This is a genomic window from Paenibacillus sp. FSL L8-0638, assembly GCF_038593075.1.
Lineage (GTDB): Bacteria > Bacillota > Bacilli > Paenibacillales > Paenibacillaceae > Paenibacillus > Paenibacillus polymyxa_D.
Window position 1 is genome coordinate 4273136 of the sequence record NZ_CP151960.1, and the last position, 25521, is coordinate 4298656.

The following is a 25521-nucleotide window of genomic DNA, read 5'->3' on the forward strand; positions in this document are numbered from 1 at the left end:
ACCACCTCCTTCATAGAATATAGAGGCACAAAAATATTTGGCTGTTCATAGATGGCAGTACTTCATAGGTGAGTTTACAATCCCAATAGAAGAGCGATGAAATTCAGTAGAAACCAAGGAGAAAAAGCAGGAGAACTTCGAAGAAAAACATGTTATATCATTACAGTTTATATTAAAAATTGATATATAATCATATATTATGGAATAGTATAAAGTTATCAAAACAGATATACAAGTCATTTTTTTGCATTTTTCTTGAAATTCTATGACTTTTATATTCTTTTATGTACGAAAACCCCTTTTTAGCAGCTACGTAATTAGTGCATTACACGGTTAGCAGGTGTATGCAATCTCTGTACGAGCCGCTCAAAGGGATTTTCGGGGGCTATCTTAATCCTATCTGTTCATTGGAAATCGCTTTTGGGATTTTTGTGAAATCCTCACTTAAGTACGGAGTTCACCGCAGCAAGCGCGTCGATCAGACCATATCCATAACCATTGTTCGGTGAAGTCCGATACTGGCTGTCTGTCAGCGGAGTTGCTGTTTTTGAAATAACATCCTCCAGTTGGTCCACGGTCAAAGATGGTTTGGCCTGAAGCAGTAATGCTGCTAATCCGGCAGTATGCGGGCCTGCCATGGAGGTACCGTTCCATCCCCCCTCATACACTCCGCCCGGTACAGAAGAACGGATGTTTACACCAGGAGCCGAAATTTCAGGCTTCACTTCGCCATAAGGAGAAGGACCGCGCAGCGAGAAGCTAGCCAGCTTGTTGTTAACGTCCGTGGCTCCTGTCGCATAAGCCTCCGGCAGATTTGCCGGATTGGCTACAGACCCAGGTCCGCCTGGATTGGACCGTGTTGTGTTGCCTGCGGAGAACTCAGGGAAAATCTGAGCCGCTCTCCACGCCTTGGTGACTGGACGATACCATTCATCCAGGCCAGGTCCACCGCCCCAAGAGTTATTCACCACATCCGGTGCAAGCTCAGGGTGTTTTTTACCGTTTTTATCTACAGGAGCAAGAATCCATTGTCCACCGTCCAGCAAGATGGAGTCGGTCGTATCTGGATTGAATACTCGAACCGCAATCCATTTGGCGCCAGGGGCAACTCCGATTTCATTCGTACCGTTGCTGTCCGAGCCAACGCTTGTACCCATCGTATGTGTACCATGTCCATTTGAATCAGTTGGCAGCGATGCTCCATCAACCGCATCATACCAGCTCAGCTCTGGATTAACGACCTGACCGGAAGCATTCAGACCACGCCATTTTCTTTTCAGCGCCGGGTGAGTATATTCAACGCCTGTATCCAGATTGGCGACAACAATGCCTTTGCCGTCAATGCCTTTGGCCCAAACCTGTGGTGCTTTGATTTTAGAGATATTCCACTCGACACGGCTTGGCGTTACCGCATCCTTATACACGGATTCTTCCACCGATTTTTGCGCATTCTCTTCCGTCACAGCCGTATCTACAGCGGCCTGATCTGCAACCACTTGGTCAGCTGTAGACTCCTCAACCACGGGCTGGGCATCCTTATCTATTTCTACCTTTTGCAGTTCCCGCTTTTCATCCGGTAAAATTTTGTCGATCTCAGGAAGTGTGGCCAGATTATCCATGACCTCTTTGGTGCTGGTGACCGCAAAAGCGTTCACGATAAAGTAACTCTTGTACTTTTTGACGCTTCCGTTATTAACTTCTTTCTTTAAGTATTCTTCCACGGATTGTTGCGTTTTTTCTGCTGTATCCATGAGAGAGTTCACAACTGTTGTACGTACAGAAAGCTTAGCAGCAGCGGGTGAAATCTGCTCTGCAGAGGCCTTTTGGAAAGCTTGCTTGGCAACTGACTCCGTATCCACCTGATCCTTCAATTTAACCAGATAGGTGACATACTCACTGGCACTGAATTGTTGGTTCAGCTTGGCTGAAACCTTGGCGGAAATGGTTGATCCTCCTGCTGAGGTGGTTGTGCTGGAATCCCCATATACCGGGGAAATTAGAGAAAAAGCAAGAAGAGCGGTAAAACTGACCGACAGCGTCTTTTTGATATTTTTCGACTTAATCAATACTTTCCATCTCCCTTTACTTGGTTTTTTAATTCTCAAGGACAACCTTCCGGACAGCTACGTCAAAAGCTCACAAAATAGCCTCTGGTACTCACCTCCTTTAAAAAATATAGATTCCGCCGGGGTGAAATCCATAGATCATCATTCTGAGGTGAACAACCCTTGGTGCAGACCGTAAAAAACGAGCATCGGGTAGAAACAGGTGGACAAGTTTGAAAATGATAAGTGAAAAAAATGAAGAGAAAGGTAGGATAAGAAATTTAGAAGTAATCGAGGAGGTTAATGTGCAAGTATTAAAATACAATTTAAAACAAAAAAATGAAACATATGGTATCTTTTGAATCTAGTATAGTGTCATAAAATCAGATATTCAAGCATTTTTTTGAATTTTATTCCTTTTTTTCTTGAAGAAAAGAAAAATCTCTTCCATTTTCGAAGCAAATGCAAGTCTTCATTGTGCACTTGGTTTCGGAGATCAGAAGAGATTTTTCGACATTCAGCAACAAACTTAGAAGAGTGTTATCTGCCGCTATTTACAGGTATGGGAACCGAGACGGCTCCATCTGGAAAGGATGATTTGGTTGGCTGCGGTCTGCGGCACAGACTCGTACATTCTCGGAAAGCCATTTGTCTGCATCCACAGCAATGATCCTGATTCACCAGCGCGAGGGCAGCCGTAAGGGCCTCCCCTGTGTGTTCAAAAAAATGCTTTTGTCCAATCATGTCGTAGCATCCAGTTTTCTGTAGTAATGCCAACGGTTGAGGCTGGAGTCCGGAAACAAGCACTGTCCCGCCAGACTTCCGGTATTTCTGAATTAATGCAGTAAAGTTACCTTCTCCCGTCATATCCATAAAAGGGACCTTCCCCATACGTAACAACAAAATCCCTTGTAGGTGATCCGTCCGGCCTCCCACACCTGAGTTTTCCAATACCGAGGCTGCACCGAAAAATAGAGGGCCTTCCACATTGTAAATAGCCACTTGTGGACAATCATGCTGATCTGTGACCATATGCGCGCCTACTTTTTCATGTTTTACAGAAGGATCAGGAAGTACCTTGTCTACTGAAAGTGTACTGCTCATACGTTTAACAAACAATACAACCGCTAGAATCAGGCCTACCTCCACAGCCGTTGTCAGCGTCGTAAAAACCGTCAGCAAAAAGGTGACAACCAGCACAATAGAATCCGCTGTCCTCGTTTTGAGAATGTGCGCAAAATGCTTGCGCTCACTCATATTCCACGCTACTACCATCAGCACCGGAGCCATACTCGCCAACGGAATGTTAGATGCGTAAGGTGCAAAAAGCACCAGAATGAGGAGCACCACGAACCCATGTACGATGCCTGACATAGGAGAAACAGCACCATTACGGATATTTGTGGCGGTGCGGGCAATTGCACCTGTCGCAGGAATACCGCCGAACAGCGGTGTCAGCAAATTAGCAATCCCTTGTCCAACCAGTTCACGATTGCTGCTATGCCGGGCTCCCGTCATACCGTCAGCTACCACCGCTGAAAGCAGAGATTCAATAGCTCCCAGCATTGCAATAACAAGTGCTGGCGGCAAGAGTTTCACGATCAAATCCCACGTCACCGCAGGAATATGTAGCTCAGGCAAAGATGCTGGAATTGCGCCATACGCAGAGCCAATCGTAGCCACCTGCCCTGGAAAAAGTAAAGCTGCCACCAGCGTTGACAAGAGTAGACCAACCAGTGAGCCGGGTATCTTGGGCCATTTTTTAGGCACCAAAATAAGCGCGGCAAGACAGATACAAGCCGTCAGGATACTATACACATTCAGTGAAGGAAGTCGATGGATGAGCTCTGCCATGGAAGGCAGAAAAGTTTCATGCCTCTCTACCCCGCGCAAGCCGAGAAAGTTAGCAATCTGACCACTGAATATCGTCACGGCAATTCCGGCCGTAAAGCCAATCGTTACTGGCTTGGGAATAAACTTGATCAATGCCCCCAGCCTGAGTACACCCATTAAAATGAGCATAATGCCCGCCATAAAACCGGCTATGAGTAAGTTCTCATAACCGTATTGCATGACAATAGCTAGCAAAATCGGAATAAACGCGCCTGTAGGTCCTCCGATCTGGAATTTGGATCCTCCCAGCAGCGAAACCAAAATTCCCGCAACAATGGTCGTATACAGCCCATACTCCGGCTTTACTCCTGATGCAATGGCAAACGCCATACCGAGTGGAATCGCCACAATCGCTACAATACTTCCGGAAATGAGATCCTTTCGCAAAGCCCCTGCGTTATAGCCTTCGAACCTTCCTATCCACTTCATTCCTGTAACCCTTCTTTTCTGTAATAGCATTACTTCTCGTTACGTATACCTTCCAGCAACGAGATAGCTTCGACCAAATGATTGTCAAAAATCCGCCGCGCCACTGCAAGCAGCTCCGTCAAAAGCGGATCACGTAGTGAATACACAACCGATGTACCTTCCTTGAAGCTGTTCACCAAATTTTTGGCTCGTAAAACGGCCAATTGCTGCGATACGGCAGAACCTTCAGAACCGAGCGCAGTCTGCAGCTCGTTCACATTCCGTTCCCCTTCACTCAGCACCTCCAAAATGCGGATGCGCAGAGGGTGAGCCAATGCTTTGAAAAAGTCGGCCTTAAATTTCTGGAGATCTCCTTCCATGCCTGCTCCGTCCCCCTCACAGAATTGTCCTATAAACGATCAACAATATCTGAATATTTGAATATTTAGTACAATAACAGCTTCGGGCCAATTGAACTATGATGTTACTCACACTTCACCATGAGTAAAGTCACATTTTTCCACACTTCTACCTTTCAGGGGTTGACAGCTTCCACAGGTTTCCATTAACATAGCAATTAACTTTAAGAAAAGGGGGCCGACAGACATGACCGAGCTTTACATGATAACGACAGACAGGCAGCATGATACAACCACATATTTGAGTTTTCGTCTCATCGGCCCCGTTCGGGCAACATGATGGGTGATATCACGCTGTCTGACGGCGTGATTAGCCGGGCTTTTTTATTTTTTTATGCTATTGGAAGAACAGGTTATTTTACGTATTTATGATGTGTTGATCATAAAATGTAATAACACTTTCGGTGCAAGAAGCCGTAGACGACAAGTCTGCGGCTTTTTTTGTTTTTTAAATCTTTTTATGCAAGTATTTATGAATTTACTTGAAGAAGGGAACTACCCATTTATATGAATATACAACATACAACCGACTCGTCTTTGCATGAAGGACCATACAGCCATCTGATGAAGCTTCCGGCAGGTGATCTAACCGTCTATGCTTCTCAGCAACTTTTCTCCTCACTGGATTACAAAGTGTTCGAGATGGCTAATAACAATTTACAAATTCCAGGTATCCGCTATATGGGATACACACCAGATGTACATGTAGGCGTCGGAACCTGCATCGGTACGACTGCTGTATGGGGAATGGAGGACGGCTATGTATCTCCCTCCATCGTCGGCAGTGATATTGGCTGCGGCATGCGCGCACACCTGACCAATCTGCACAAGGATGCTTTAAAGGAAACCAAGCTGCGCCGTAAGCTGGTCAAAACCATCGACAAATATTTGCCCATGGAAGCCCACCAGCGCGGGCATTATTCGGATATCCGACTGGAGCATATTGTACGCAAGGGTCTACACGGCTTACCCAACAAATATATTCCGGACAGCTACACTCCTAAGAAATCCACCTCACTCACCCATGTAGAGCACAGTAAGTTCTCCTTTGACGAGGAGGTGCTGAATCTTGTCGAAGACCGTACATGGCACCGGGCTCACCGACAGCTCGGCACACTGGGTGGAGGCAATCATTTCGTCGAAATTCAGGCGATTGAAATCGCGGAGGAAAACCGTGAAACAGCTGAAGCTTGGGGGATGTTCGACGGTCAGGTGGCTGTGATGATTCATTCTGGATCGCGGGCTTGGGGTGGAGCAGTCAGCCAGGCTAGTTCATCTGCCATTTCCAAGACGATGAGCCGTCTCGGACTCGGTACCTCTGACCCGAGACTGGTATTCGCACCGCTGGACCATCCCGAAGCTGCACATTATGTCGATATGATGTATTCGGCGCTGAATTATGCCGTGGTGAACCGACATCTCATCGCATACTCTGTGCGTGAAGCCTTTCGCGATGTCTTTGGTACAAAGTGCGAGTTGCGTACTTTGTACGATCTAATGCACAATTATGCTTGGGAGGAATCCCATCCGGATCACGGTAGTGTGTTTGTGCATCGTAAAGGTGCTACGCGTGCTCTTCCAGCAGGACACCCCGACAATCCGCGGCCTTATCAGGCGACAGGGCATCCGGCCCTGATTCCCGGCTCTATGGGAACAGCCTCTTATATTATGGTAGGCTTACCGGGCGGTCAGGATAACTTCCACTCCATTTGCCATGGAGCAGGCCGTATTCGTTCGCGTTCTGCGACCAAACGACTCGTCAGTGTGGACGATTTTGCAGGGGCCCTGGGTGTAGGGACAGACGACGAAATTGTGGTCAATCAGGCATCACTGGAAAGCATTATCGACGAATCTCCGCAAGCCTACAAAAATGTAGATGATATTATCGAAAGTGTCACCGGGGCAGGACTCGCAGCAGTTGTAGCCAAATGCAAGCCGCTAGCTGCCCTGAAAGGAGCCAAATAATTTGAGTATAGACATCCCAGCTATTTACGAATTTGATGAACGTACAGATGGACGCATTACCGGTTATGCCGCTTATGCCCGTCTGATCGACGGTATCAGTGAAGCACTCTATAACCGCTATGGCGTAAAATACGTGCTGTATGCCAGCGATGATCCGAATATTGAGTATTGGGATCTGCTGGAGGAGGATATTCGTTCAGGCAGTCCCGACCTAGAGCATGTGGCACGGGTCTTCGATCGTTTGGAGGAACGCACCATCCAGTATGACGATGACGGGCCGACTCCTGAATACGGCGTGCATCTATCGATGCGTAATAATGTATTCGCCTATCCCAAGTGGGGCATCGCGCTGGCGCGAGTTCCCTTTTTCCGTGATAATGGCGTGTACAATGAAGATTACGTATTTGCAATAGGCGACCAGGAGCTGCAAGGCTTCCTCGCAGGAGTACGCGGTCGTGAACGTAAGCAGAATATGAAGCGTGTCACCGTGTTTACCGACACAAGCCGTGGACTTTCTCGGCAGGCAGAGCCGATAACCCGTGCAATTACGCGGGATGACGTGATTTTGAAAGCGGAAATCAAACGGGATATTTTCCGATCCCTCGACCAGTTTTTTGAAGCGGATCGTACCTTCTATCAGACTTATAACATTCCTTACAAGCGCGGCATTCTACTATACGGCCATCCGGGTAACGGTAAAACAACACTTGTAAAATCAATTGCCAGCAGTGTACCGGGTCCGGCAGCCTACTGGCAAATAACGGAGTATACAACCAGTGAATCGGTCAAAGAGGTGTTCGAGGCGGCTACTCGCCTGGCTCCGATGGTGCTGGTTATTGAGGACATTGATTCCATGCCTCAGGAGGTTCGTTCCTTTTTCCTGAATACCCTCGACGGCGCTACCTCCAAGGAGGGCATCTTCCTGATCGGAACGACCAATTATCCCGAAAAAATTGACCCAGGTCTGATGAACCGGGCAGGTCGTTTCGACCGTGCCTATGAAATTAGTTTGCCTGACGAAGCGCTGCGACTGGCATACCTTAAGCTGCGCAACTTCCTTGTTTTTGCAGGGGAAACAGGTACGCAGAAGGCAGCAGCCATGACTGACGGGTTTTCGCTGGCACAGCTCGGAGAACTGTATGTCAGCGCTGCTCTGGAGTGGCATGAGCAAGGAAAAGCCGATATTGAGCTGATTATTAAAGGTATGCGAGGCGAGCTCGATAAGAGCCGCAAGCAGGACTGGTTGAAAAATGTGGCCGAAGGACGAGTTGGATTCTTTTGAGTTATCCACTCATTGCCTTATCAAGAAATTTATGTTACATTGATATACAATAAAGTATCGAAAGGGTGACCTTAAGCCAATGATCTACTAATCCTATTCCACCATAGAAAAAATCGTAATCTTACGAATTTTCTGGATAGGATTAGTGTAGGCTTGGGGCATTAACGGTAAGAGCATTGCTTCTATGACGGGAGCAGTGTATCTTCTTGTTCGTATGTCTACCTCCTATCCAGAAACCAATGGATAAGGAGGTTTTTTGCATGAAAAGAATACTTGGAATTCTAATGATTAATATCTTCATCGTTATGGTGGGCGTTGGTTTGATTACCCCTATTCTGCCGGAACTGATCATTGAATTTGGTGCCAGTGGGCGGGCGATCGGTTTATTGGTAGCAGCCTATGGCATAACGCAATTCCTGCTCTCTCCCCTGACCGGACAGCTGTCTGATCGATATGGGAGAAAAGTTTTTATCGTCGTAGGTGTTATTGTTTTTGCTATAGCTAAATTTATCTTTGCTATTGGAGATGAGCTGTGGATGCTGTATACCTCAAGACTTCTGGAAGGAATGGCAGCAGCCCTGATTGTTCCACCCATGATGGCCTATGTAGCGGATATTACAACAACCGAAGAACGCGCCAAAGGGAACAGCCTGCTCGCCGCAGCCATGTCATTCGGATTTGTTATTGGACCTGGACTGGGGGGGCTTCTTGCAGGATATGGAACGAGAGTGCCGCTTTACGCAGCGACAGGTGCTGCTATGGCTGCTGTTATTTTTTCAGTGTTTTGTTTGCCTGAAAGTTTATCGAAAGAGCAAATGAAAGCAGCACGGGCAAGAATGATTCAGAAGGAATCTATTTATAAACAATACGCGAGATCATTGAAGTCAAAATATACAATGCTCTTTGTACTTGTCCTGGTGATGACCTTTGGACTCGCTAATTTTGAATCTGTTCTTGGTTTATATGTAACGAACCGCTTCCAATTCTCGCCGCAAAATATTGCTGTCATTCTGACCGCAGGTGCTGTGATCGGAGTCGGTATGCAAGCATTAGTTGTTGCTAAAATAATCAATAAGTTTGGTGAACAAAGAGTGATCAAAGGATCGCTTCTTTTCACCTCGGTTGCTTATATTTTATTTCTCTTAGCCAAAGATTTCTGGAGTATCTTCCTTGTCACTTCCCTTATTTTCTTTGCCACAGCTATGCTTCGTCCAGCTCTGAATACACAATTATCGAAGATGGCCGGGAATGAGCAAGGATATGTAGCTGGTATGAATAATGCCTATATGAGTGTTGGGAATATTTTAGGCCCTACTCTAGCGGGTTTTTTATTGGATGCAAATCTGTTTGCTCCATTCATAGCAGGCTGCTGTATTCTATTGATTACTTTTTCACTTACACTAAAATTGAAATAAAAGAGGACAACTGATGAGCAAAAGGCAGCTACGGGTGCGAGGCTTTATTTTTGAAATGCCCGGCTGTAGCTGCCTTTTTATTCAGTCTAAACGACTATTTTAATAAATACTGTAATTCCCTTTATTCCGCTTCCCCGCTTAGACGATTCAAAAACTGAATAGCCCGTGGACTGGTGGGCTGCTCCAGAACCTCATGCGGCGTACCCTGCTCAACGATTATGCCCTGATCCATCAAAATCACATGGTCCGCCACCTCGGCTGCAAATTTCATTTCATGGGTGACAATGACCATCGTCATCCCTTCGGCAGCCAGCTGCTTTATAACCTTGAGCACTTCGCCTACCAACTCGGGGTCAAGCGCGGAGGTCGGCTCGTCGAACAATAGTACCTCAGGTTCGACCGCCATTGCCCGGGCAATACCGACACGTTGCTGCTGTCCTCCCGACAACTGATGCGGATAGGATTCCGCTTTATCAGCCAACCCCACTTTTTTAAGCAATTCCAATGCACGTTTGCGCGCCTCGTCCTTGCTCTTTTTCTGAACCGTGACTTGTCCCTCCATCACATTTTGTGCTGCTGTCATATGTGGGAAAAGGTTGTAGGATTGAAACACCATCCCTGTCCGCTTGCGCAGCGCCAAAATATTTTCTTGCCGGAGCTTCGTTCCTCTCGCAAAATTCAGTGCAATATCCCCTACTTGGATCTCTCCTTGGTCAGGAATCTCCAGCAAATTTAAGCAGCGTAAAAACGTTGTTTTACCAGAACCGGAAGGACCGATGATAACAAGCACCTTCCCCTTACCCAACATTACGTCAACACCCTTAAGCACTTCCAGCGAGCCGAACGATTTGTGTATATTCCGAATTTGGATCACCGGTACAATCTCCTTTATCTGACGGAAAAACGGCCTAGTCGCTTCTCCAGGTAATTTTGCAGCACAGTCAATATGGTGCTAAATAGCAGGTAAATAACCCCCGCCTCGGTATACACCAATAGCGGTTCGTATGTGGTAGCTACAATCTGGTTAGCCGTTCTGAACATTTCCACATAGGTGATGGTCGCAGCCAGTGAGGTGTCCTTCACCAAGCTGATGAATGAATTAGCCAACGGAGGTACGGACACACGGGATGCTTGCGGGAGCACGATACGACGCAATACTTGCCAGCGCGTCATCCCCAGTGAGTACCCCGCCTCCCATTGGCCTTCCTGAATGGATATGATAGCCGCACGCATAATTTCAGAGCTATAAGCCCCTACGCTGAGGGTAAAGCCGATCACTGAAGCAATAAACGGGTCCAATGTAATACCCACGGAAGGTAAACCATAGAAAATAATATACAATTGCACCAGCAACGGAGTTCCTCGAATCACCCATACATAGAAGCCGAAAATCAGCTTGAGTATTCTCCATTTGGACAGACGGGCTAACGCTGTAATCAGCGCCAGCACGAGTCCCAGAGCAAAGGAGATAAGCGTGAGCGGAATCGTAAAAGAAACCCCTGCTTTTAGCAGAGGCAATAATGAATCCATAATGATTTGTATTTGGCGATCATCCATTGTACAGACATCCTTTGAAAAGATAGGTTTGAGAAGATTCGGTTCGCCTTGGCGAACGTTTGGTCTTCATTTATTATTTGGATACGTCGGCTCCAAAATATTTCTCGGAAATTTTCAGGTACGTACCGTCAGCCTTCATATCAGCCAACGCTTTGTTTACTTCCTTGATCAAATCTTCGCTGCCTTTATTGAATACAGCTGCGCTGTGTGAAGCATCTGGAGATTCGTCCACCTTTTTGATGGGTGCGTCTGGCTTTTGCTTTTTCAGATCGAGATAGGATAATCCATCATTGACGGTCGCATCCACCCGTTTGGAAGTGAGGAGGTCAATGGCTTGGTTGAATCCCTCTGTTGCCACAATTTCCGCACCGTTGCTTTTCGCGATTTGAGTCAGGTTGCTGGTCAGGGATTGCCCGGACTTTTTCCCTTTTAGATCAGCAAATTTATGGATGTCTGTATTGTCTTCGCTTACGATCAGAACTGCCTTGGAGACAATATACGGATCGGAGAAATCATATTTTTGCTTGCGCTCGTCTGTAATGGATACTTCATTGAACACTGTGTCAAACCGCTTGGAGTTCAACCCTGCGAATATGCCGTCCCATTGCGTCTCGATAAACTCCGGTTGTACACCCAGGCGTTTGCTCACTTCAGTCGCAATATCGACATCGAAGCCCGTCAGTTTACCAGCAGCATCATGGTAGGTAAACGGAGCATAGGTGCCTTCCGTGCCAATTCTTAGCTTGCCGCTTGCTTTTACAGATTCAAGAGTAGCTGTAGCAGTGGTATCTGCTTTTCCATTATTAGATCCGTTTTCTCCGGTAGATGCATTATTGGTACTGGCGCCTTTATCATTGTTACCGCAGGCCGAAACCAGCAATGCCATCACGATGAGTACAATCGGCAAAAAACTAAATTTTTTCATGGTATCCACACTCTTTCCCTTTTTCTTGATAACCTAGCACACGGCTGGTCATTGAATAGTACATCATTCATTTTCACGCGTCAATGCTTTTATCCAATAATCCCTATGAAAAAGGTAAGTTATATATTTTTGTGGCCTAAAGTTATTCTAGGTTGACTCTTTCATTGGCAGGTTATTCATTATAACTCCCCTTACAGCAACTTTTTCTGTACCCTCACGTTTGAGATTTCGTATAATAGGTTTTAATATGCAATTTAGAAATATGTACCGGAGTGTGATCATGGATACCCAGAATTCAACCTTATCCTCTACTTCACCTGAAGGCAGTCCCTCGGCCTGGGCTACCTTCACTTCACCTTTAAAACAATCCAAAGCGTTCACCTTGTTGTGGCTTGGACATTGGATCGCAATGTTGGGGAGCTCAGTCACCACAGTCATTTTGCCACTGGTTATCTATTCCCTAACAGGCTCGACTACTATCATGGGACTGGCGATGACGGTTTATATGCTGCCTAATGTACTTATTCTGCCTTTCGCAGGAATGATTGTGGACAGAATTGACCGAATCCGTCTCCTTCTGTTTACGAATATCGCCCGGTTTGGGCTGATGTTCATTGCGGCCGTGCTGATGTTTACGGGCGGGATGAAATTGCCGTTTCTATTCGTTGGCCTAGCGTTATACGGATTGATGGACGGTATCTTTAATCCCGCTTATTCTGCCTTACGTGCACAGGTGTTCACACCGGACATACGCAATGCAGCCAACGCGCTTAGTCAGATTAGTATACAAGCCGTCCGTCTACTTGGTCCTCCGTTAGGAGGCTTCATTGTATCTTTTTCCTCACCGGGTGTCGGCTTTGGGCTGGATTCTATCGCTTATCTGATATCTTTTGCCTGTTTTTGGATGCTGAGCGCTCATTTGGCCTCCATCATCGGCAAAGGTCAGGTAGATCCAGAACAGCAAGATCAGGGGGGACAGCATTTTCTCAAGGATTTTATCGCAGGTTTTACCATTCTCAAAAGCCATCCTTGGCTATGGATTACGATTCTTGCCTTTTCATTCATTAATATTTGTTATTCAGGCATTATCGCTGTACTCATTCCATGGCTGTTCAAGGTTCATCATGGCTACAATCCAGTCGTATATGGCATTGCGATGGCAAGTAGCGGTATTGGCGCCATGTTGGGGGCCTTTGTGTATGGATCACGCAAGCATTGGAAGCATCGTGGCCTGCTCGCTTACTTAGGAGCTTTTGTCAGCGGTCTTGCTTTACTACTGTTGTCTGTAGTCACTTGGATGCCAGGACTGATTATGAGCATGATGCTCGAAGGGTTTGGCATTATGATATTTGCGATTATCTGGGAGACGAGCCTTCAGGAATTAGTCCCAGCCGAGTCTTTTGGACGTGTAGCTAGTCTGGATCTAATGTTTTCCTTTGCCCTGCTCCCTGTCGGCTATCTGGCAGTAGGTGCTGTGGCGGATAAGCTTGGTGGTATGTTCACCATGGGTATGTTTGCAACCATCGGCATGTGTATTGTGCTGGGCGTTCTGAGTGTTCCTCATATCAGGCGTTTTCAATAGGACAAATTCGTCACTTTTCCTCAAAAAAAAGCTGCTCCCACAGGTTCATTTGCGAACCTTGCGGAAGCAGCTTCTTTCCATTTTAGCCTTGTGCCCCAAAGGGCCAGTCTATTCAATGATTCGTAAAGTTAGCCTCTGCTCCGTCCAACGGAACGGAAGATCAAGCTTACAATCACGACCAGCACAATCGCACCAATTAATGCAGGAACGATGTAGAATGATCCGATTTCAGGACCCCAGTCTCCCAGAATCAAGCTACCCAACCATGCACCGATAAAACCAGCGATGATATTACCTATCACGCCACCCGGAACATCACGACCTGCAATAATTCCTGCCAACCAACCAATAATACCACCAACAATCAATGCCCATAACCAACTCATTTTGCGTCACCTCGTTTAAGTTTTTATCGTTGTGTTCTATTATTAACCACTCGAACTCCTTTTGAACACACAGAATTCAATTGGTTAATATTACCACATAATGAAACACTGATTTAGGGGCTTGATATCATCCTACGTGCCTCTACAACTATTTATACCCCTTGTGTGAAAAGTGTGTCTAATATGCGTTATCCTTGTATTCCTGCTTTTTTTGTGCCATCCTCACATTATGGCTTCATCAATGTCACTTCATGCATAAGTTACAAAAATAACAGATTATTAAGGAGTGACCCCAACTGGAGTGTCGAGTAGGATGTGCCGCGTGCTGTATTGCCATTACGATTTCTTCCCCTATTCCCGGCATGCCAGATGGAAAACCAGCTGGTGTTCCTTGCCCTCAGCTAACTTCCGATTACCGTTGCCGATTGTTTGGCAAACCTGAGCGCCCGGTTGTATGTAGTGGGTTCCATGCTGATGAGGATACGTGCGGAAGCACTAATGAAAGAGCATTTGAGCTGCTGAGAGATCTGGAGGAGTCAACTTTACCAGGTAAAGCTTAAGGAGAAGTTCATTCTATATGAAGGAGAATTTTAATTATGAATGTTATTGAAAAAAGAATTGCCGAATTGAAGCAATATCGGCCCGATCTTACCGCCCCGAAGGATATCGATTTATTCTGGGCCATAACATTGGAAGAAGTCCACACCAAACCTGTACGTGCGTTCAAAGCTCCCGTAGAAACACCATATCCTCATATCCTTGCCTACCGGATTACTTTTGAGGGTGTCGATGATACACCTCTGCATGCCTGGTATGTACGTCCCCGATTTGCCGGAGATCAAAAGCTGCCATGTATCGTTCTGTTTCATGGCTATACAGGCGGAAAAGGCTATCCTGAAGATTATTCCTCCTGGCTTATGCTTGGCTTTGCTGTATTGGCAGTAGATGTACGTGGTCAAGGTGGAGAAACGGGAGACCGTCTGGGTGATGCTCATGGTACGGTTAAAGGCTGGGTAACGAAAGGAATATTGGACAAAGATACCTGCTACTACAAAACGATTACAACTGATGCCCTTAGAGCCGTAGATTGGGTAGCGGAGCAGTCGGATGTCGATTCGGCTAAAATCGCAATCAGTGGCGCCAGTCAGGGCGGCGGACTTTCATTAATGGTGGCTGCGCTCAGCGATAAAGCTGCTATTACAGTAGCGGATATCCCCAATATGTGTCATATGGATTTTGGTATGATGAATTCTACCAGTTCGCTGACGGAAGCAGCTGAATTTGCTAACCGATTTCCGGAGCATTTGGAGCAGGTACTACATACATTAAGTTATTTTGACGTGATGAATCTTGCTCATCGTATTCGTATCCCGATCATGGTATCGGTAGGGTTCAAGGATACTGTGTGTATGCCAGAGACGATTTTCGCCGCTTATAACCGTATTGAATCACCGAAAACGATTGAAATTTATCCGTTTACCGGACATTGGGTTGAAGGCTTTCAAAGACGTAAGACGGTTGAATTTTTAGTGCAGCATTTTTCATAATTCCTCCGGTGCACAAAAAAAGAACACCACGCATCAACCTGCGTAATGTTCTTTTCTGCTGCATCGGGGCCAGTCCCGCTTACGCCAGACAAACTCCTCGACAACTCACACAAAACAAAACTTCTAAGATTACGATGCAGCTCGCTGTTCTGCTGCCGAATCCCCTGTCCATTTTCGCACCCAAACAAAATCCATAATCATCAGACCAAACGGAATGAAGGAGGCAAACATAATAAAAAGAGGCCGCCGTATAGACCAATGCAGTGCTGTTTTCCCATAGATCAAAGCAACGAGGAGCAACAAAAAGCTCACCCGGTATATGTTACCAATTACCATAACCGCCTGGGTCATGCCCGCAGCTTGCAGGGGCTGGTGGGTGAATAGTATCGCCAAATAAGCTATAGCTTGAATCCAGAGCATGAGTCGGACACGCCCTAAAGGTGTTCTTAACACAATTTCAATCCCCTCTCCATTAGCAAGGATGTACTCTCATCCTTTACACATCCTTTATTATAACGAAAAGGTCCCCAAACTCCAACCTATCCATTTTGAATTTTGACCTAATGAGTTGTGTCTGATAGAGTTGTGTAAGAGGTGATTATAAATGCTTAAACTGGGTATACTGGACCAGTCTCATATTCCTGAAGGCGGTACTGCTCAGGATGCATTATCCAATACAACAGATTTAGCCCGCGAAGCTGACCAACTGGGGTACAGCCGTTATTGGGTATCCGAACATCATGCTTCCAAAACACTAGCGCATTCCAGCCCTGAGGTACTGATTGCGCATTTGGCTGCTCACACATCACGCATTCGTGTGGGTTCAGGCGGTATTATGCTGCCACACTATAGCGCGTATAAAGTCGCCGAAAACTTCCGTTTGCTGGAGGCACTCCATCCAGGACGTATCGACCTGGGAATAGGGCGGGCTCCCGGTGGTTTACCGCTTGCTACTCGCGCCCTGCAGGAAGGCAAGTACCAATCTGTCGAACAATATCCACAGCAGATTCTCGATTTAATCGACTACTTCCATGATTCGGTGCCTGACAATCATCGGTTTGCCGGTCTTCATGCCTCCCCGATGATATCGACCGTTCCTGAATTATGGTTGCTCGGCTCCAGCGGAGAGAGCGCCCGATTGGCCGCGATGATGGGGGCCTCCTATGCCTTTGCCCAATTTTTCGGGACTCCAGGCGGTGTAGAAGCTACTGCACGTTACCACGAGCAATTTCAGCCTTCGATCCTGGGTGATAAGCCCCATTCCATGGCGGCAGTTACGGTGGCCTGCGCTAAAACCGAAGAAGAAGCTGAGCAGCTGGCGTCCAGTGCTAGTTTGTATTTCCTTTTGCTCATGCAAGGTAAAGAAATGAGTTCTCTTCCGTCGGTGAAAACAGCAATGTCCTATCCATACACAGAGTTGGATCGTGAGCGGCTGCGTCAGTCCGCAGCATGGCGTGTTGTTGGTACCCCTGAACAGTGTAAGGAACAGCTACTAAGACTGGCTGAGCAGTATCGTACCGATGAGTTACTGGTCGTTTCATCCATTCATGACTTTGATAAACGTGTTCAGTCCTACCGTCTGCTGGCCAAAGCTTTTGATTTGGTATAGACAGCAGTTGAACGGAGGCTGAGCTTCAGAAACATAAAAAACCCCCGCCTGCCTATGATGGCAACAGCGGGGGTTTGTCGTAGAGAAGGGTTCTTTGGAACCAACCCATCTACACTATGGAAGTAATTCAAGCACTACAAAAGTCTAACACCATATGGTACTTTGGTAGTATACACATCGAAACTAAAGTTCCAGTTGTTACCTCCTAAAGTTCCAGTTCGTATATACCAAAGGCGCATATTCTATACTCCAAACCTTGGAAAAATTGCACCCAAAAGTCCCATTCTTTACTCATTCCGATAAAGTTAATAACGGTTATATTCTAAGGTTCCTAAGGTTCTATACCCCAAACCAGCTTACCCTGCTGATATACAGTGCCATGGTCCCAGTCTGCAAATGCTTTTTGGGTAGCACCATAGGAGTAATCGTTGGTCTCATCAAAATTGCTCCAATTTGTAGCATGAATACGGGGTTGAATCTCTCCGCTTTCCCCACCGGGCTGAATCGTTCCGGCTCCATCTGTAAAAGAAATCTCCACATATTTATCAGCCTTGGCCTTTGGATTCGGCAATGTTACAAAAGTTGCTTTTACCTTCTCATTGCCAATCCTGGCCCAGTCTACAAAAAACTGCTGAGCTTGTTTGCTTTCATCTGTGTAATAGTAGCGAATTTTTAGATCACTCAACTTCACAGCTGTTTTCCCTGTATTTTTGATATTAAATTCAGGACGGATTGCGTTATCCTTGGCATTTGTGTCACCGGTGCGATACTGTAGCACAATTCCTTGATCGTTACTGCCTGGTGTACTTCCTCCGTTGTCGTTATCGCCGCCGTTATTACCGCCAGTGTTGCCATCTCCGCCGTTATCCCCACCGTTGTTTCCGCCTCCACCAATGTTGCTGGAGCCTTCCAGAATCGCCTGTTTTACGAATTTGCCAGAAGCGGACAATTGTGAATCAGGCCATCCGCCCTTACGGTCAGCACCAGACATCAGCGCAGCAGAGGTCTCATTTTTATCTGACAGCGACCAGTTAGTCCAACTGATTCCACGGCTAGCCAGAAAATCAGTCCATACTTTGGATTCATTCAGGAACGGACCACCGTTACCCGAAGCATCGCTTGTACCCCACTCGGTAGCAAATATGCCCACGCCTTTGTTCAGCGCATAATCGACCCGATCGCGCAAGTATTGTCCATGCGTGCCCGCATAGAAATGTACGGTATACATTGTATTCTTGTCTGGAAGTGGATGGTCTGCTGCATCATGTACATCCTGACTCCATGTGCCTGTTCCTACAATAATAATATTGTCCGGGTCCTTAGCGCGAATAACCTGAGATACCTCAGACGCATAAGGTCGGATTTGATTGTTCCAGTTCACATTCCCATTCGGCTCATTGGCAAGTTCATAGATTACGTTAGGTAAATGGCCGTACTGAGTTGAAAATTCATTAAAGAAAGCTTTGGCTTCATTTTTATGAATGTTCGGATCGCCATCTGAAAGAATGTGCCAGTCGATAATGACGTACAAGCCCAGTTTCTGTGCTGCCTCAATCGCTTCTTTCACTTTATTTTTCAAAGAAGGATTGGCGATATAACCACCTTCTTCAGTGTACAGTGCAACCCGAAATACGGAAATGCCCCAATCGTCCCGTAACCATTTCATAGAGTCCTGATTTACCAGATCCCCAAACCATTGGACGCCGTGAGAGCTAATACCTTTGAGTTGTACAGGTTTACCGTTTTTATCCACCAATTTACCATTCTTTACTGAAAGTTGTCCGTAACGTTCCACAGGTGTCGTCCCAGCAGCCTCTGCTGTTTGCGTATTCCAGTTGAATCCGTTCGTTAACGTTAATAGTAATACTGCTGTTAGCATCACCGCTACTCTTTTTGCGATCCTTGGCAGGATCCATTGCCCATTCATCATTTACACATTCCTTCCTTTTTATAAAGTAGATAAGACTTATCAGTACGTTGTTCTCCGCTCTTTTGCCCCCTCCTTTATACAACAAGAGGATCAGGTCCAAACATCGATGTCACTTACCTGTATATGGATGATACTACTATTATAGTTAGTTCCATGCTACATTTCGACTTTATAATAGAAAATGAACAGGAAGTCACGGTTTTGGGATGTGTTCTACTTGGTTGGCTACTATGGAGTACTAAAGGGACAAAAGACTCATTTACCAATTGCAAAATTCGGGGAATTTTAGTTATTTTAATAAAAAAAGACCGCTTCCCGTGCCTTGGCTCGGTAGCAGTCTTATAGATGATCTTATATGTGATCGAATAATGTTACAAATATCGTCTTAACGTATGATCTCCCTATTACCCCTTAGCAGTTGCTTGAGGTTCTTTGGTCGTCTGATCTTTCTTCATATCGCCGCCATCCGTCGCTTGCTCTGTCAGTACAGTCTCAGATGAGTTACCTATTACCTTGTCAATAAGTTGCAGCCAAGGTTCTTCACTACCTCCACAGCTCTCAATATCACCGAGCAGGGACTCTAGCGTGGTTCCTTCTTCTGGCAAATCAATAACTAAACTGTCTTCGTCAACTTGGATGGTGCAGCAGGTTTTCATTGTAAATCCCTCGCTTAATTCATATTTGAGCATGCAGTAAGCTAGCTCAGATGGGATGAACTCCCATGGATTCCGGGATAAGCCCTTTGAATCCGTCTGAAATTATAAACCTAATGCACATCAATTGCAATGAACAAACCATGAATTTTCAAGAATTAGCGAGTGCTACAGGCAGGAATGGATATCTAAACGAATTGTTCGCGCCAGTAATTTTGGATTTATAGAGAATCAGTTCAAACATTCAGCAAGCTCCGTGAAAATCACGCCAAGCGCATAAGCCCCCGCGTCTGGATAACCAAGGCTTCTCTCTCCTACCGTTCCGGCACGGCCCATGCGCGCCACGATGTCTTCCGTCTTTTTGGCCCCTAATACAGCGGCTTGAGCACCTCTTACAAAGGCTGTCTTCACGTCAAAATCTAATTTTGCGCTCTCCAACCAGCTATCTGCACATGGCACTAATGCATCAATAAGCGTTTTATCGCCAACAACGGCTCCTCTGCCGAAAGAACGTTCGCCTGTTGATTGTATGCCTTGCACCGCAGCCTGCATCATATCTGCGAATTCGGAAACAGTGAGTTCGGTTCGTTCGCCCGCGGATCGTGCCGCTGCGCGAAATGCTGAGCCCCAGATCGGACCCGAAGCGCCACCGCAGTATTCCATGATGACGAATGCGCATGAATGAAGAAAGGCTCCCATCGTCAAAGAATCTTGATTCAGAATGTCTCTCCATTCCCGTTTCAACTGACGAAATCCCTTAGCAACGCTCATGCCAAAGTCGCCGTCGCCTGCATGAGCGTCAAGATCGCAGAAAGGTACCTCATTCTTGATGATAACCTCACTCATCTTATCGACTAGGTAGGTAAGATTGTTCAACGTAATCTTATTGTTTTCAATAACCGCGAAGGCAGGGTCCGTTTCTACCTCATAGGATACTTGCCGCTTTTCGTCTGCTACAGTTGAAATATCCGTGAATACGACATGATCAACAGGCCCAGCCACCTTGAACGCAGGTGCGTTGCTTTCATGGGAGAGGAGCGTTTTCAGTTCGTTGTCCAGCTTCATGATGGAAACCGAGATACCTGCCATATCGATACTCGTCATATAATTGTTGACAAAAGTGCGATCAATCTTGACCCCCTTCGCTGCTAGTTCGCGAGTGACCGAATGGTTGAAGAGGTACAGTTCTTGCAAAGGAGTACCGCCGAAACCATTGATCAACAAGGCGATTTCTCCGCTGAATCCAGTTTCGATCTGCATGTCTCGAAGGAGATCGGTTACCATTCTGCCTGCCAGCGTATCCGCATTCGTCAGCTTCTCGCGGCTGGTCCCAGGCTCGCCGTGAATGCCGACGCCGTACTCGATTTCATCATGCCCGAGCTCTAATGTTGGCGTGCCCTTCGCCGGCACGGTACACGAAGTCAATGCGAATCCGATACTGCGTACATTCGCAGCGGCTTTCTCGGCTACTGCTTTAACTTCCGCCAGACTCCGGCCCTCTTCCGCCGCTGCACCCGCGATCTTGTGGACGAGTACCGTTCCCGCCACCCCGCGCCGTCCGACCGTATATAGGCTATCTTCTACCGCGATGTCATCTTCAACCTTTACATAGTCCACTTCCAGACCGTCTTCAGTGGCCAGATGGGCGCCGTTTCTAAAGTTCATAATATCGCCGCTGTAATTTTTGATAATCAGCAGCGCACCTTTTTTCCCGGTTGTCGCTCGGATGGCCTGATATACTTGAATTTGTGAGGGAGAGGCGAAGACATCACCGCAGACTGCGGCATCGAGCATCCCTTTGCCAACGAAGCCGGCGTGGGCGGGCTCATGCCCGCTGCCACCGCCGCTGATGAGCGTTACTTTCTCCGCGTTCAATTCCTTTTTCTTGAGCACTTTGTATTTTGGCAGAAATTCCAACTCGGGATGTGCGAGCGCAATACCACTGCACATTTCAAGGACCAAATTTTCCGCACGGTTGATGACCTTTTTCATGCTACTTTACCTCCGCTTTGTACTGGCTCCCGATACGGTTGGCCGCAGCGATTGCCGCTGCAACCTGCTCCATTGTGACCGGAAACGGCATGGAATGAATCGATTCCTCCAGAATGCAGGCCTTTGCAGCTACTTCCATAAGTTCTTCCTGGCTGATATGATCGACGCCGATATCAGCCAAGCAGACCGGTAAACCGACGGCTAAACAGAAATCAAGTACCTGATGTAATTCCTCCGTCGGTGCGTTTTCGAGCACCAGCTGTGCGATCGTGCCAAATGCAACTTTCTCTCCATGATAATAATGATGCGTGCCTTCCAAAATCGTGAGTCCATCATGAATCGCATGGGCCGCCGCAAGTCCACCGCTCTCGAAGCCGAGGCCTGAGAGTAAAATATTAGTTTCAATGATATTTTCGAGTGCTTGCGTAACCTGGTTTTCATCACATGCCGCTTTTGCTTTGGCACCGTCTTTCAACAGCATTTCATAGCATAGCGTTGCAAGTGCAATCGCCGCATTTGTACCTACTGCTGGCGCACACTGTCCTTCGCGTACTCCGTTAGGCAGTCCGGCATTGACCCTGGAGTAAGAACGGGAGGTCGCACGGGCTTCAAAGTAAGTCGACAGTGCATCACCCATACCTGACACAAGGAATCGGGTTGGTGCATTGGCAATTACGGTGGTATCGACTAATACGACACTCGGACTTTGCTTAAAATAGGCGTAATCGTCGAAAGCACCTTCCGGAGTGTACAGAACGGCCGAGTGACTTGTCGGTGCATCCGTCGCAGCAATCGTCGGACAGATGATAAGCGCTTCCCCTTGAGCTACGCATTTCGCCGCGTCGATCGCTTTCCCGCCGCCAAGACCTACGATACAATCGCATCCGTTTGCAGTAGCAATTTCCTGAAGTCTGGACACTTCCTGTCTGGAACACTCACCCATAAAACCGCTTTCAATAAAGGTCACGTTATATTTACCCAAAGTGGAATCAAGTTTATCTTTTACCCGCGCCACGTCGGCAGGATGCGCAATCAGTAAAGCGGATTTGCCGAAGGTGCTCACATAGTAACCCAAATTCAACAATTCGTTTTCACCTTGTACATATTTGCTTGGGCTGATAAAAGCTTTTCTCATCTATAATTCCTCCTTATGATTGTGTTGGCTTCGTTCTGATTAAAACTATAACCGAACTATGTAAACTTTACATTGGAGGAATCAAGGAATATATTATAATCTACAATCGTATTTTTTTGCACTAACGATCACGAATTGCACTTTTTTGTTATCGCTTACAGGATAATTTACTATTAAGGGATGATATCTTGATACGTGAACATTTGAGCATCCAGAAAATCTTTAATTTAAAAAAGTGGGAACAGTTGCAGGATTCATTAGCATCCGTTACCCAATTAGCTATTCTCACCGTCGATTATAAAGGGAATCCCGTAACTAGCCACAGCCAATGCCAATCGTTCTGCAAGAAGGTTCGTCAGAATGAGAATCTTCTTCCCTACTGCCAAAAATGTGACTCTCGCGGTGGACTTGAAGCGGTACGTTCCAACAAACCTTATATTTATCTCTGTCATTATGACATCGTCGACATCGCGGTACCGATCATTATTGACGATAAGTACATTGGCGCCGTCATGGCAGGTCAGGTCCGCTTAGCCGATCCTTCGAGTGCCCTACAGCTGGAGCAAATCCTCACGTCAAAAAATGAAAAACTGTACAGTTCCAAATGGGAGGAACTTAAGAACGACTACGCCGATCTGCCATCCATGACCTATCACGAAATTCAGACGATCTCCAACATGTTATCCTTACTATGTAATTATATTGTTGAAGAAGCGATGAACAAAAATCTTCTCGCGGAAATGTTCGAGAAGGCGTCGGCCACACAGTCCACTCCGCAGTTGTCCGAGATCCTTCCTGGCTACTCGCTGGAGCATATCGAAAACCTTAAGAAAGAAATGAATAATTTCTTAGCAGATGCCTATCTGAATTCCTCAGGAGATGTGGATATTTCGTGCGGAAATCCCGTACTAAAACCCGCCTTCGAATATATCTTTGAGCACAAGGGTGAAACTTTTTCTCTTAAAGCCATGGCTGACTTGTGCCACATTAGCCCAAGCTATTTTAGTCGGCTGTTTGCCAAGGAAACGGGTGAGAACTTTTCCAGCTATCTTTCCCGCCTGAAGATTAAATGGGCGAAGCAGTTGCTCGAAGCTACAGATATTCCTGTATCTCAGATCAGTAGCGAGCTCGGCTTCAATGAGCCGGGGTATTTCATTAAAATATTCAAAAAGTATGAAGGCACAACGCCCGCGGTGTACCGAAAGTATTACAAGGGATAAAACAAACGAAAAACAGATGATTCACGGGTCTAACGTCACCATGATCATCTGTTCATAATTTTCTGCCCAAGCTATATGTTCGTGTGTACTTATCAGGCTGCCTGAGATTGTGTTTTGCGCTCAATCATCATCCCCTATTTATCAGCATTTTATAGAGTGTTTTTTTATCTTTACTGTAGTGTTTCTGACTGATCCTGGGCGTTCGTTTCATTGTGCATGGATTCCGATTTTTTCTTGCGAAATAATTTGGCGAAAAACTTGCCTATTACACCAAACATACCTGCACAAGCAGCACCAATAAGTAGGATAACCTTAATTCCCGCGCCCTTAAAAAAAGCAATGAGTAATGCCAACAAGCCTACTTTTTTAGCTACTGCCAAGCCTGCTCCTCCCAAAATCAATCCGGTCAGGCCGTATTCGGAAATTTTGTCCGTTGAAGCATTAAAATCCTCGTACCGCTCACCTGATTTGACTGTCAGCTTGGGTAATATGTTCTCATTCAAAAACTTCTTATCTGCGTCCAAATGCGCAGGATCGGACACTAATATTGCAGAGATATAACCCTGACGAGTGAGCAAACGAACATTATAATTGATCAGTTTTTCCTTGTTCCCATCCTCCGCCAGCATAGACCAGGTTAGATTATGGGTCCCTTCATTATAAAAAGGCTCGACATCCCAGCCCGTAACATACAAGCGATCACTTTCCGCTTTTTCCTTGTTACTCTCTTCCGTCCCCTCTTTATAACTATCTAGAATGGCATCCGCATCGATATCTTCTTTTTCATCATCCTTGATGTGTCCAAGTTCATCGTATTCAAAAACAACTTCCCAATTTTGATTTTCATCTTTCGGAAATATACTCCCAATTTCCTTGCCAGATGGCTTATCGTGATTCATCTCGCTTGCCTTTGCTGTGTTAGCTGCATCCAAGAAAAGAAGAGATGAGTCTAGTTCAACCGCAGCCATTTTTCCCAAGTCTACCTTTCGGCCGCCCTCAATCCATTTTAATTGTTCATTAGACGAGGCCCACGCGTTACCCCCACTGAGTAACACCAGACTAAGCGCCAACAGCGCTCCAAAAATCGTTTGGCCCCATTTCATTTTGTTACTACATCTGTTATCTAGTCTCTTGTTCAAAACTCATTACCCCTTTATAAATTCCAATATCTCCCGTGTACCCAACCATATTAGTCACTGCTTCATATTTTGTCAATTCACAGTAGCAAAGGGAGTTTCCGAGACTTAATACTCATTTTTATACATATGTATGCAAATATTCTAATCTAATCGAACTGAATTTATAAAATGTGAATGAGCGATAAGAAAACCTCATAAAGGACAAGCACAATTGCGCAATGGCACTACTTCTCCGTTCCAGTTTCCTACTTATGAATTCCTAAACGGGGCTTATTCGTTGATACGACAACCCCATTGACTTCTAACTTAATTTCGAACAATTCATCTAGCATAAAAAATGTCGAATTTCATCAGATTAAGGAATGCATAATTCATCTAACAAGAGACTTTGGTCTTAGTGACTTTTTTCCTGTTTTTAA

The 25521-nt window shown here is 46.1% G+C and carries 21 protein-coding genes; 8 read left to right on the forward strand and 13 right to left on the reverse strand.

Annotated features, from left to right (window positions below; translation table 11 throughout):
- Positions 1 to 440: 440 nt before the first annotated feature.
- The 3 genes from MKY35_RS19070 to MKY35_RS19080 form a co-directional block, all read right to left on the reverse strand.
- Entirely contained in the window at positions 441 to 2066 is a 1626-nt protein-coding gene (locus tag MKY35_RS19070) for a S8 family serine peptidase (RefSeq protein ID WP_342444551.1), read from the reverse strand.
- A 519-nt stretch (positions 2067 to 2585) separates the two neighbouring features.
- Entirely contained in the window at positions 2586 to 4367 is a 1782-nt protein-coding gene (locus MKY35_RS19075) for a SulP family inorganic anion transporter (RefSeq protein ID WP_029515646.1), read from the reverse strand.
- A 29-nt stretch (positions 4368 to 4396) separates the two neighbouring features.
- Positions 4397 to 4726, reverse strand: a complete 330-nt coding sequence (locus tag MKY35_RS19080; protein WP_013311437.1) for a metalloregulator ArsR/SmtB family transcription factor — start codon at positions 4724 to 4726, stop codon at positions 4397 to 4399.
- Between the two features lie 546 nt (positions 4727 to 5272).
- Here MKY35_RS19080 and MKY35_RS19085 point away from each other — a divergent pair.
- The 3 genes from MKY35_RS19085 (at position 5273) to MKY35_RS19095 (ending at position 9427) form a co-directional block, all read left to right on the forward strand.
- Complete coding sequence (locus MKY35_RS19085) at positions 5273 to 6730, forward strand: RtcB family protein (protein WP_342444552.1); 1458 nt, start codon at positions 5273 to 5275, stop codon at positions 6728 to 6730.
- A 1-nt stretch (position 6731) separates the two neighbouring features.
- Entirely contained in the window at positions 6732 to 8012 is a 1281-nt protein-coding gene (locus tag MKY35_RS19090; protein WP_307347649.1) for an AAA family ATPase, read from the forward strand.
- Between the two features lie 260 nt (positions 8013 to 8272).
- The gene (locus MKY35_RS19095; RefSeq protein WP_342444553.1) at positions 8273 to 9427 is read left to right on the forward strand and encodes an MFS transporter; all 1155 of its coding nucleotides are present in this window, start codon (positions 8273 to 8275) and stop codon (positions 9425 to 9427) included.
- Between the two features lie 121 nt (positions 9428 to 9548).
- On the opposite strand, the gene MKY35_RS19100 is transcribed toward MKY35_RS19095, so the two are convergent.
- From MKY35_RS19100 to MKY35_RS19110, 3 genes are all read right to left on the reverse strand, one after another.
- Positions 9549 to 10301 carry an amino acid ABC transporter ATP-binding protein gene (locus MKY35_RS19100; protein WP_342444554.1) on the reverse strand — a complete coding sequence of 251 codons (753 nt, stop codon included), beginning with the start codon at positions 10299 to 10301 and terminating at the stop codon, positions 9549 to 9551.
- A gap of 14 nt (positions 10302 to 10315) precedes the next feature.
- A complete protein-coding gene (locus tag MKY35_RS19105) occupies positions 10316 to 10984 on the reverse strand; it encodes an amino acid ABC transporter permease (RefSeq protein WP_165178660.1) in 669 nt (222 codons plus the stop codon).
- Between the two features lie 73 nt (positions 10985 to 11057).
- The gene (locus tag MKY35_RS19110) at positions 11058 to 11909 is read right to left on the reverse strand and encodes an amino acid ABC transporter substrate-binding protein (protein WP_165149613.1); all 852 of its coding nucleotides are present in this window, start codon (positions 11907 to 11909) and stop codon (positions 11058 to 11060) included.
- A 280-nt stretch (positions 11910 to 12189) separates the two neighbouring features.
- Between MKY35_RS19110 and MKY35_RS19115 the strand changes: the two genes are divergently transcribed.
- Positions 12190 to 13491: an MFS transporter gene (locus MKY35_RS19115; RefSeq protein ID WP_069012509.1), complete on the forward strand. Its 1302-nt coding sequence runs from the start codon at positions 12190 to 12192 to the stop codon at positions 13489 to 13491.
- Positions 13492 to 13619: 128 nt separating this feature from the next.
- Here the strand turns inward: MKY35_RS19115 and MKY35_RS19120 are convergent, their stop codons facing one another.
- The gene (locus MKY35_RS19120) at positions 13620 to 13877 is read right to left on the reverse strand and encodes a GlsB/YeaQ/YmgE family stress response membrane protein (RefSeq protein WP_025686368.1); all 258 of its coding nucleotides are present in this window, start codon (positions 13875 to 13877) and stop codon (positions 13620 to 13622) included.
- A gap of 296 nt (positions 13878 to 14173) precedes the next feature.
- Between MKY35_RS19120 and MKY35_RS19125 the strand changes: the two genes are divergently transcribed.
- Together MKY35_RS19125 and MKY35_RS19130 are read left to right on the forward strand one after the other, a co-directional pair.
- Positions 14174 to 14437, forward strand: coding sequence for a YkgJ family cysteine cluster protein (locus MKY35_RS19125; RefSeq protein ID WP_342446671.1), 264 nt, complete (start codon positions 14174 to 14176; stop codon positions 14435 to 14437).
- Positions 14438 to 14473: 36 nt separating this feature from the next.
- Positions 14474 to 15424: an alpha/beta fold hydrolase gene (locus MKY35_RS19130; protein WP_342444555.1), complete on the forward strand. Its 951-nt coding sequence runs from the start codon at positions 14474 to 14476 to the stop codon at positions 15422 to 15424.
- A 129-nt stretch (positions 15425 to 15553) separates the two neighbouring features.
- Here MKY35_RS19130 and MKY35_RS19135 read toward each other — a convergent pair whose 3' ends face one another.
- The gene (locus tag MKY35_RS19135; RefSeq protein WP_025723814.1) at positions 15554 to 15877 is read right to left on the reverse strand and encodes a DUF3817 domain-containing protein; all 324 of its coding nucleotides are present in this window, start codon (positions 15875 to 15877) and stop codon (positions 15554 to 15556) included.
- A 151-nt stretch (positions 15878 to 16028) separates the two neighbouring features.
- Between MKY35_RS19135 and MKY35_RS19140 the strand changes: the two genes are divergently transcribed.
- Positions 16029 to 17033: an LLM class flavin-dependent oxidoreductase gene (locus MKY35_RS19140; protein ID WP_342444556.1), complete on the forward strand. Its 1005-nt coding sequence runs from the start codon at positions 16029 to 16031 to the stop codon at positions 17031 to 17033.
- Between the two features lie 331 nt (positions 17034 to 17364).
- On the opposite strand, the gene MKY35_RS19145 is transcribed toward MKY35_RS19140, so the two are convergent.
- From MKY35_RS19145 to MKY35_RS19160, 4 genes are all read right to left on the reverse strand, one after another.
- A complete protein-coding gene (locus MKY35_RS19145) occupies positions 17365 to 18963 on the reverse strand; it encodes a cellulase family glycosylhydrolase (RefSeq protein ID WP_342444557.1) in 1599 nt (532 codons plus the stop codon).
- Between the two features lie 404 nt (positions 18964 to 19367).
- Positions 19368 to 19619, reverse strand: a complete 252-nt coding sequence (locus MKY35_RS19150; protein WP_342444558.1) for a hypothetical protein — start codon at positions 19617 to 19619, stop codon at positions 19368 to 19370.
- A 228-nt stretch (positions 19620 to 19847) separates the two neighbouring features.
- Positions 19848 to 21608 (reverse strand): dihydroxyacetone kinase subunit DhaK, encoded by a 1761-nt coding sequence (dhaK, locus tag MKY35_RS19155; protein WP_342444559.1) that lies wholly within the window; start codon positions 21606 to 21608, stop codon positions 19848 to 19850.
- Between the two features lies 1 nt (position 21609).
- Positions 21610 to 22743, reverse strand: a complete 1134-nt coding sequence (locus MKY35_RS19160) for a glycerol dehydrogenase (RefSeq protein WP_342444560.1) — start codon at positions 22741 to 22743, stop codon at positions 21610 to 21612.
- A 188-nt stretch (positions 22744 to 22931) separates the two neighbouring features.
- On the opposite strand from MKY35_RS19160, the gene MKY35_RS19165 reads away from it, so the two are divergent.
- Positions 22932 to 23963 (forward strand): PocR ligand-binding domain-containing protein, encoded by a 1032-nt coding sequence (locus MKY35_RS19165; RefSeq protein WP_342444561.1) that lies wholly within the window; start codon positions 22932 to 22934, stop codon positions 23961 to 23963.
- Between the two features lie 170 nt (positions 23964 to 24133).
- On the opposite strand, the gene MKY35_RS19170 is transcribed toward MKY35_RS19165, so the two are convergent.
- On the reverse strand, positions 24134 to 25066 hold the full coding sequence (locus tag MKY35_RS19170; RefSeq protein WP_342446672.1) for a DUF2167 domain-containing protein: 933 nt from the start codon (positions 25064 to 25066) through the stop codon (positions 24134 to 24136).
- Positions 25067 to 25521: the final 455 nt, after the last annotated feature.

What these genes read in the sequence shown, in the direction of transcription:
- MKY35_RS19075 (WP_029515646.1), bottom strand. Translation starts at nt 4,367, where the DNA reads ATGAAGTGGATAGGAAGGTTCGAAGGCTATAACGCAGGGGCTTTGCGA.
- MKY35_RS19080 (WP_013311437.1), bottom strand. Translation starts at nt 4,726, where the DNA reads ATGGAAGGAGATCTCCAGAAATTTAAGGCCGACTTTTTCAAAGCATTG.
- MKY35_RS19085 (WP_342444552.1), top strand. Translation starts at nt 5,273, where the DNA reads ATGAATATACAACATACAACCGACTCGTCTTTGCATGAAGGACCATAC.
- MKY35_RS19095 (WP_342444553.1), top strand. Translation starts at nt 8,273, where the DNA reads ATGAAAAGAATACTTGGAATTCTAATGATTAATATCTTCATCGTTATG.
- MKY35_RS19105 (WP_165178660.1), bottom strand. Translation starts at nt 10,984, where the DNA reads ATGGATGATCGCCAAATACAAATCATTATGGATTCATTATTGCCTCTG.
- MKY35_RS19110 (WP_165149613.1), bottom strand. Translation starts at nt 11,909, where the DNA reads ATGAAAAAATTTAGTTTTTTGCCGATTGTACTCATCGTGATGGCATTG.
- MKY35_RS19115 (WP_069012509.1), top strand. Translation starts at nt 12,190, where the DNA reads ATGGATACCCAGAATTCAACCTTATCCTCTACTTCACCTGAAGGCAGT.
- MKY35_RS19120 (WP_025686368.1), bottom strand. Translation starts at nt 13,877, where the DNA reads ATGAGTTGGTTATGGGCATTGATTGTTGGTGGTATTATTGGTTGGTTG.
- MKY35_RS19130 (WP_342444555.1), top strand. Translation starts at nt 14,474, where the DNA reads ATGAATGTTATTGAAAAAAGAATTGCCGAATTGAAGCAATATCGGCCC.
- MKY35_RS19140 (WP_342444556.1), top strand. Translation starts at nt 16,029, where the DNA reads ATGCTTAAACTGGGTATACTGGACCAGTCTCATATTCCTGAAGGCGGT.
- MKY35_RS19145 (WP_342444557.1), bottom strand. Translation starts at nt 18,963, where the DNA reads ATGATGAATGGGCAATGGATCCTGCCAAGGATCGCAAAAAGAGTAGCG.
- MKY35_RS19150 (WP_342444558.1), bottom strand. Translation starts at nt 19,619, where the DNA reads ATGAAAACCTGCTGCACCATCCAAGTTGACGAAGACAGTTTAGTTATT.
- dhaK (WP_342444559.1), bottom strand. Translation starts at nt 21,608, where the DNA reads ATGAAAAAGGTCATCAACCGTGCGGAAAATTTGGTCCTTGAAATGTGC.
- MKY35_RS19160 (WP_342444560.1), bottom strand. Translation starts at nt 22,743, where the DNA reads ATGAGAAAAGCTTTTATCAGCCCAAGCAAATATGTACAAGGTGAAAAC.
- MKY35_RS19170 (WP_342446672.1), bottom strand. Translation starts at nt 25,066, where the DNA reads ATGAAATGGGGCCAAACGATTTTTGGAGCGCTGTTGGCGCTTAGTCTG.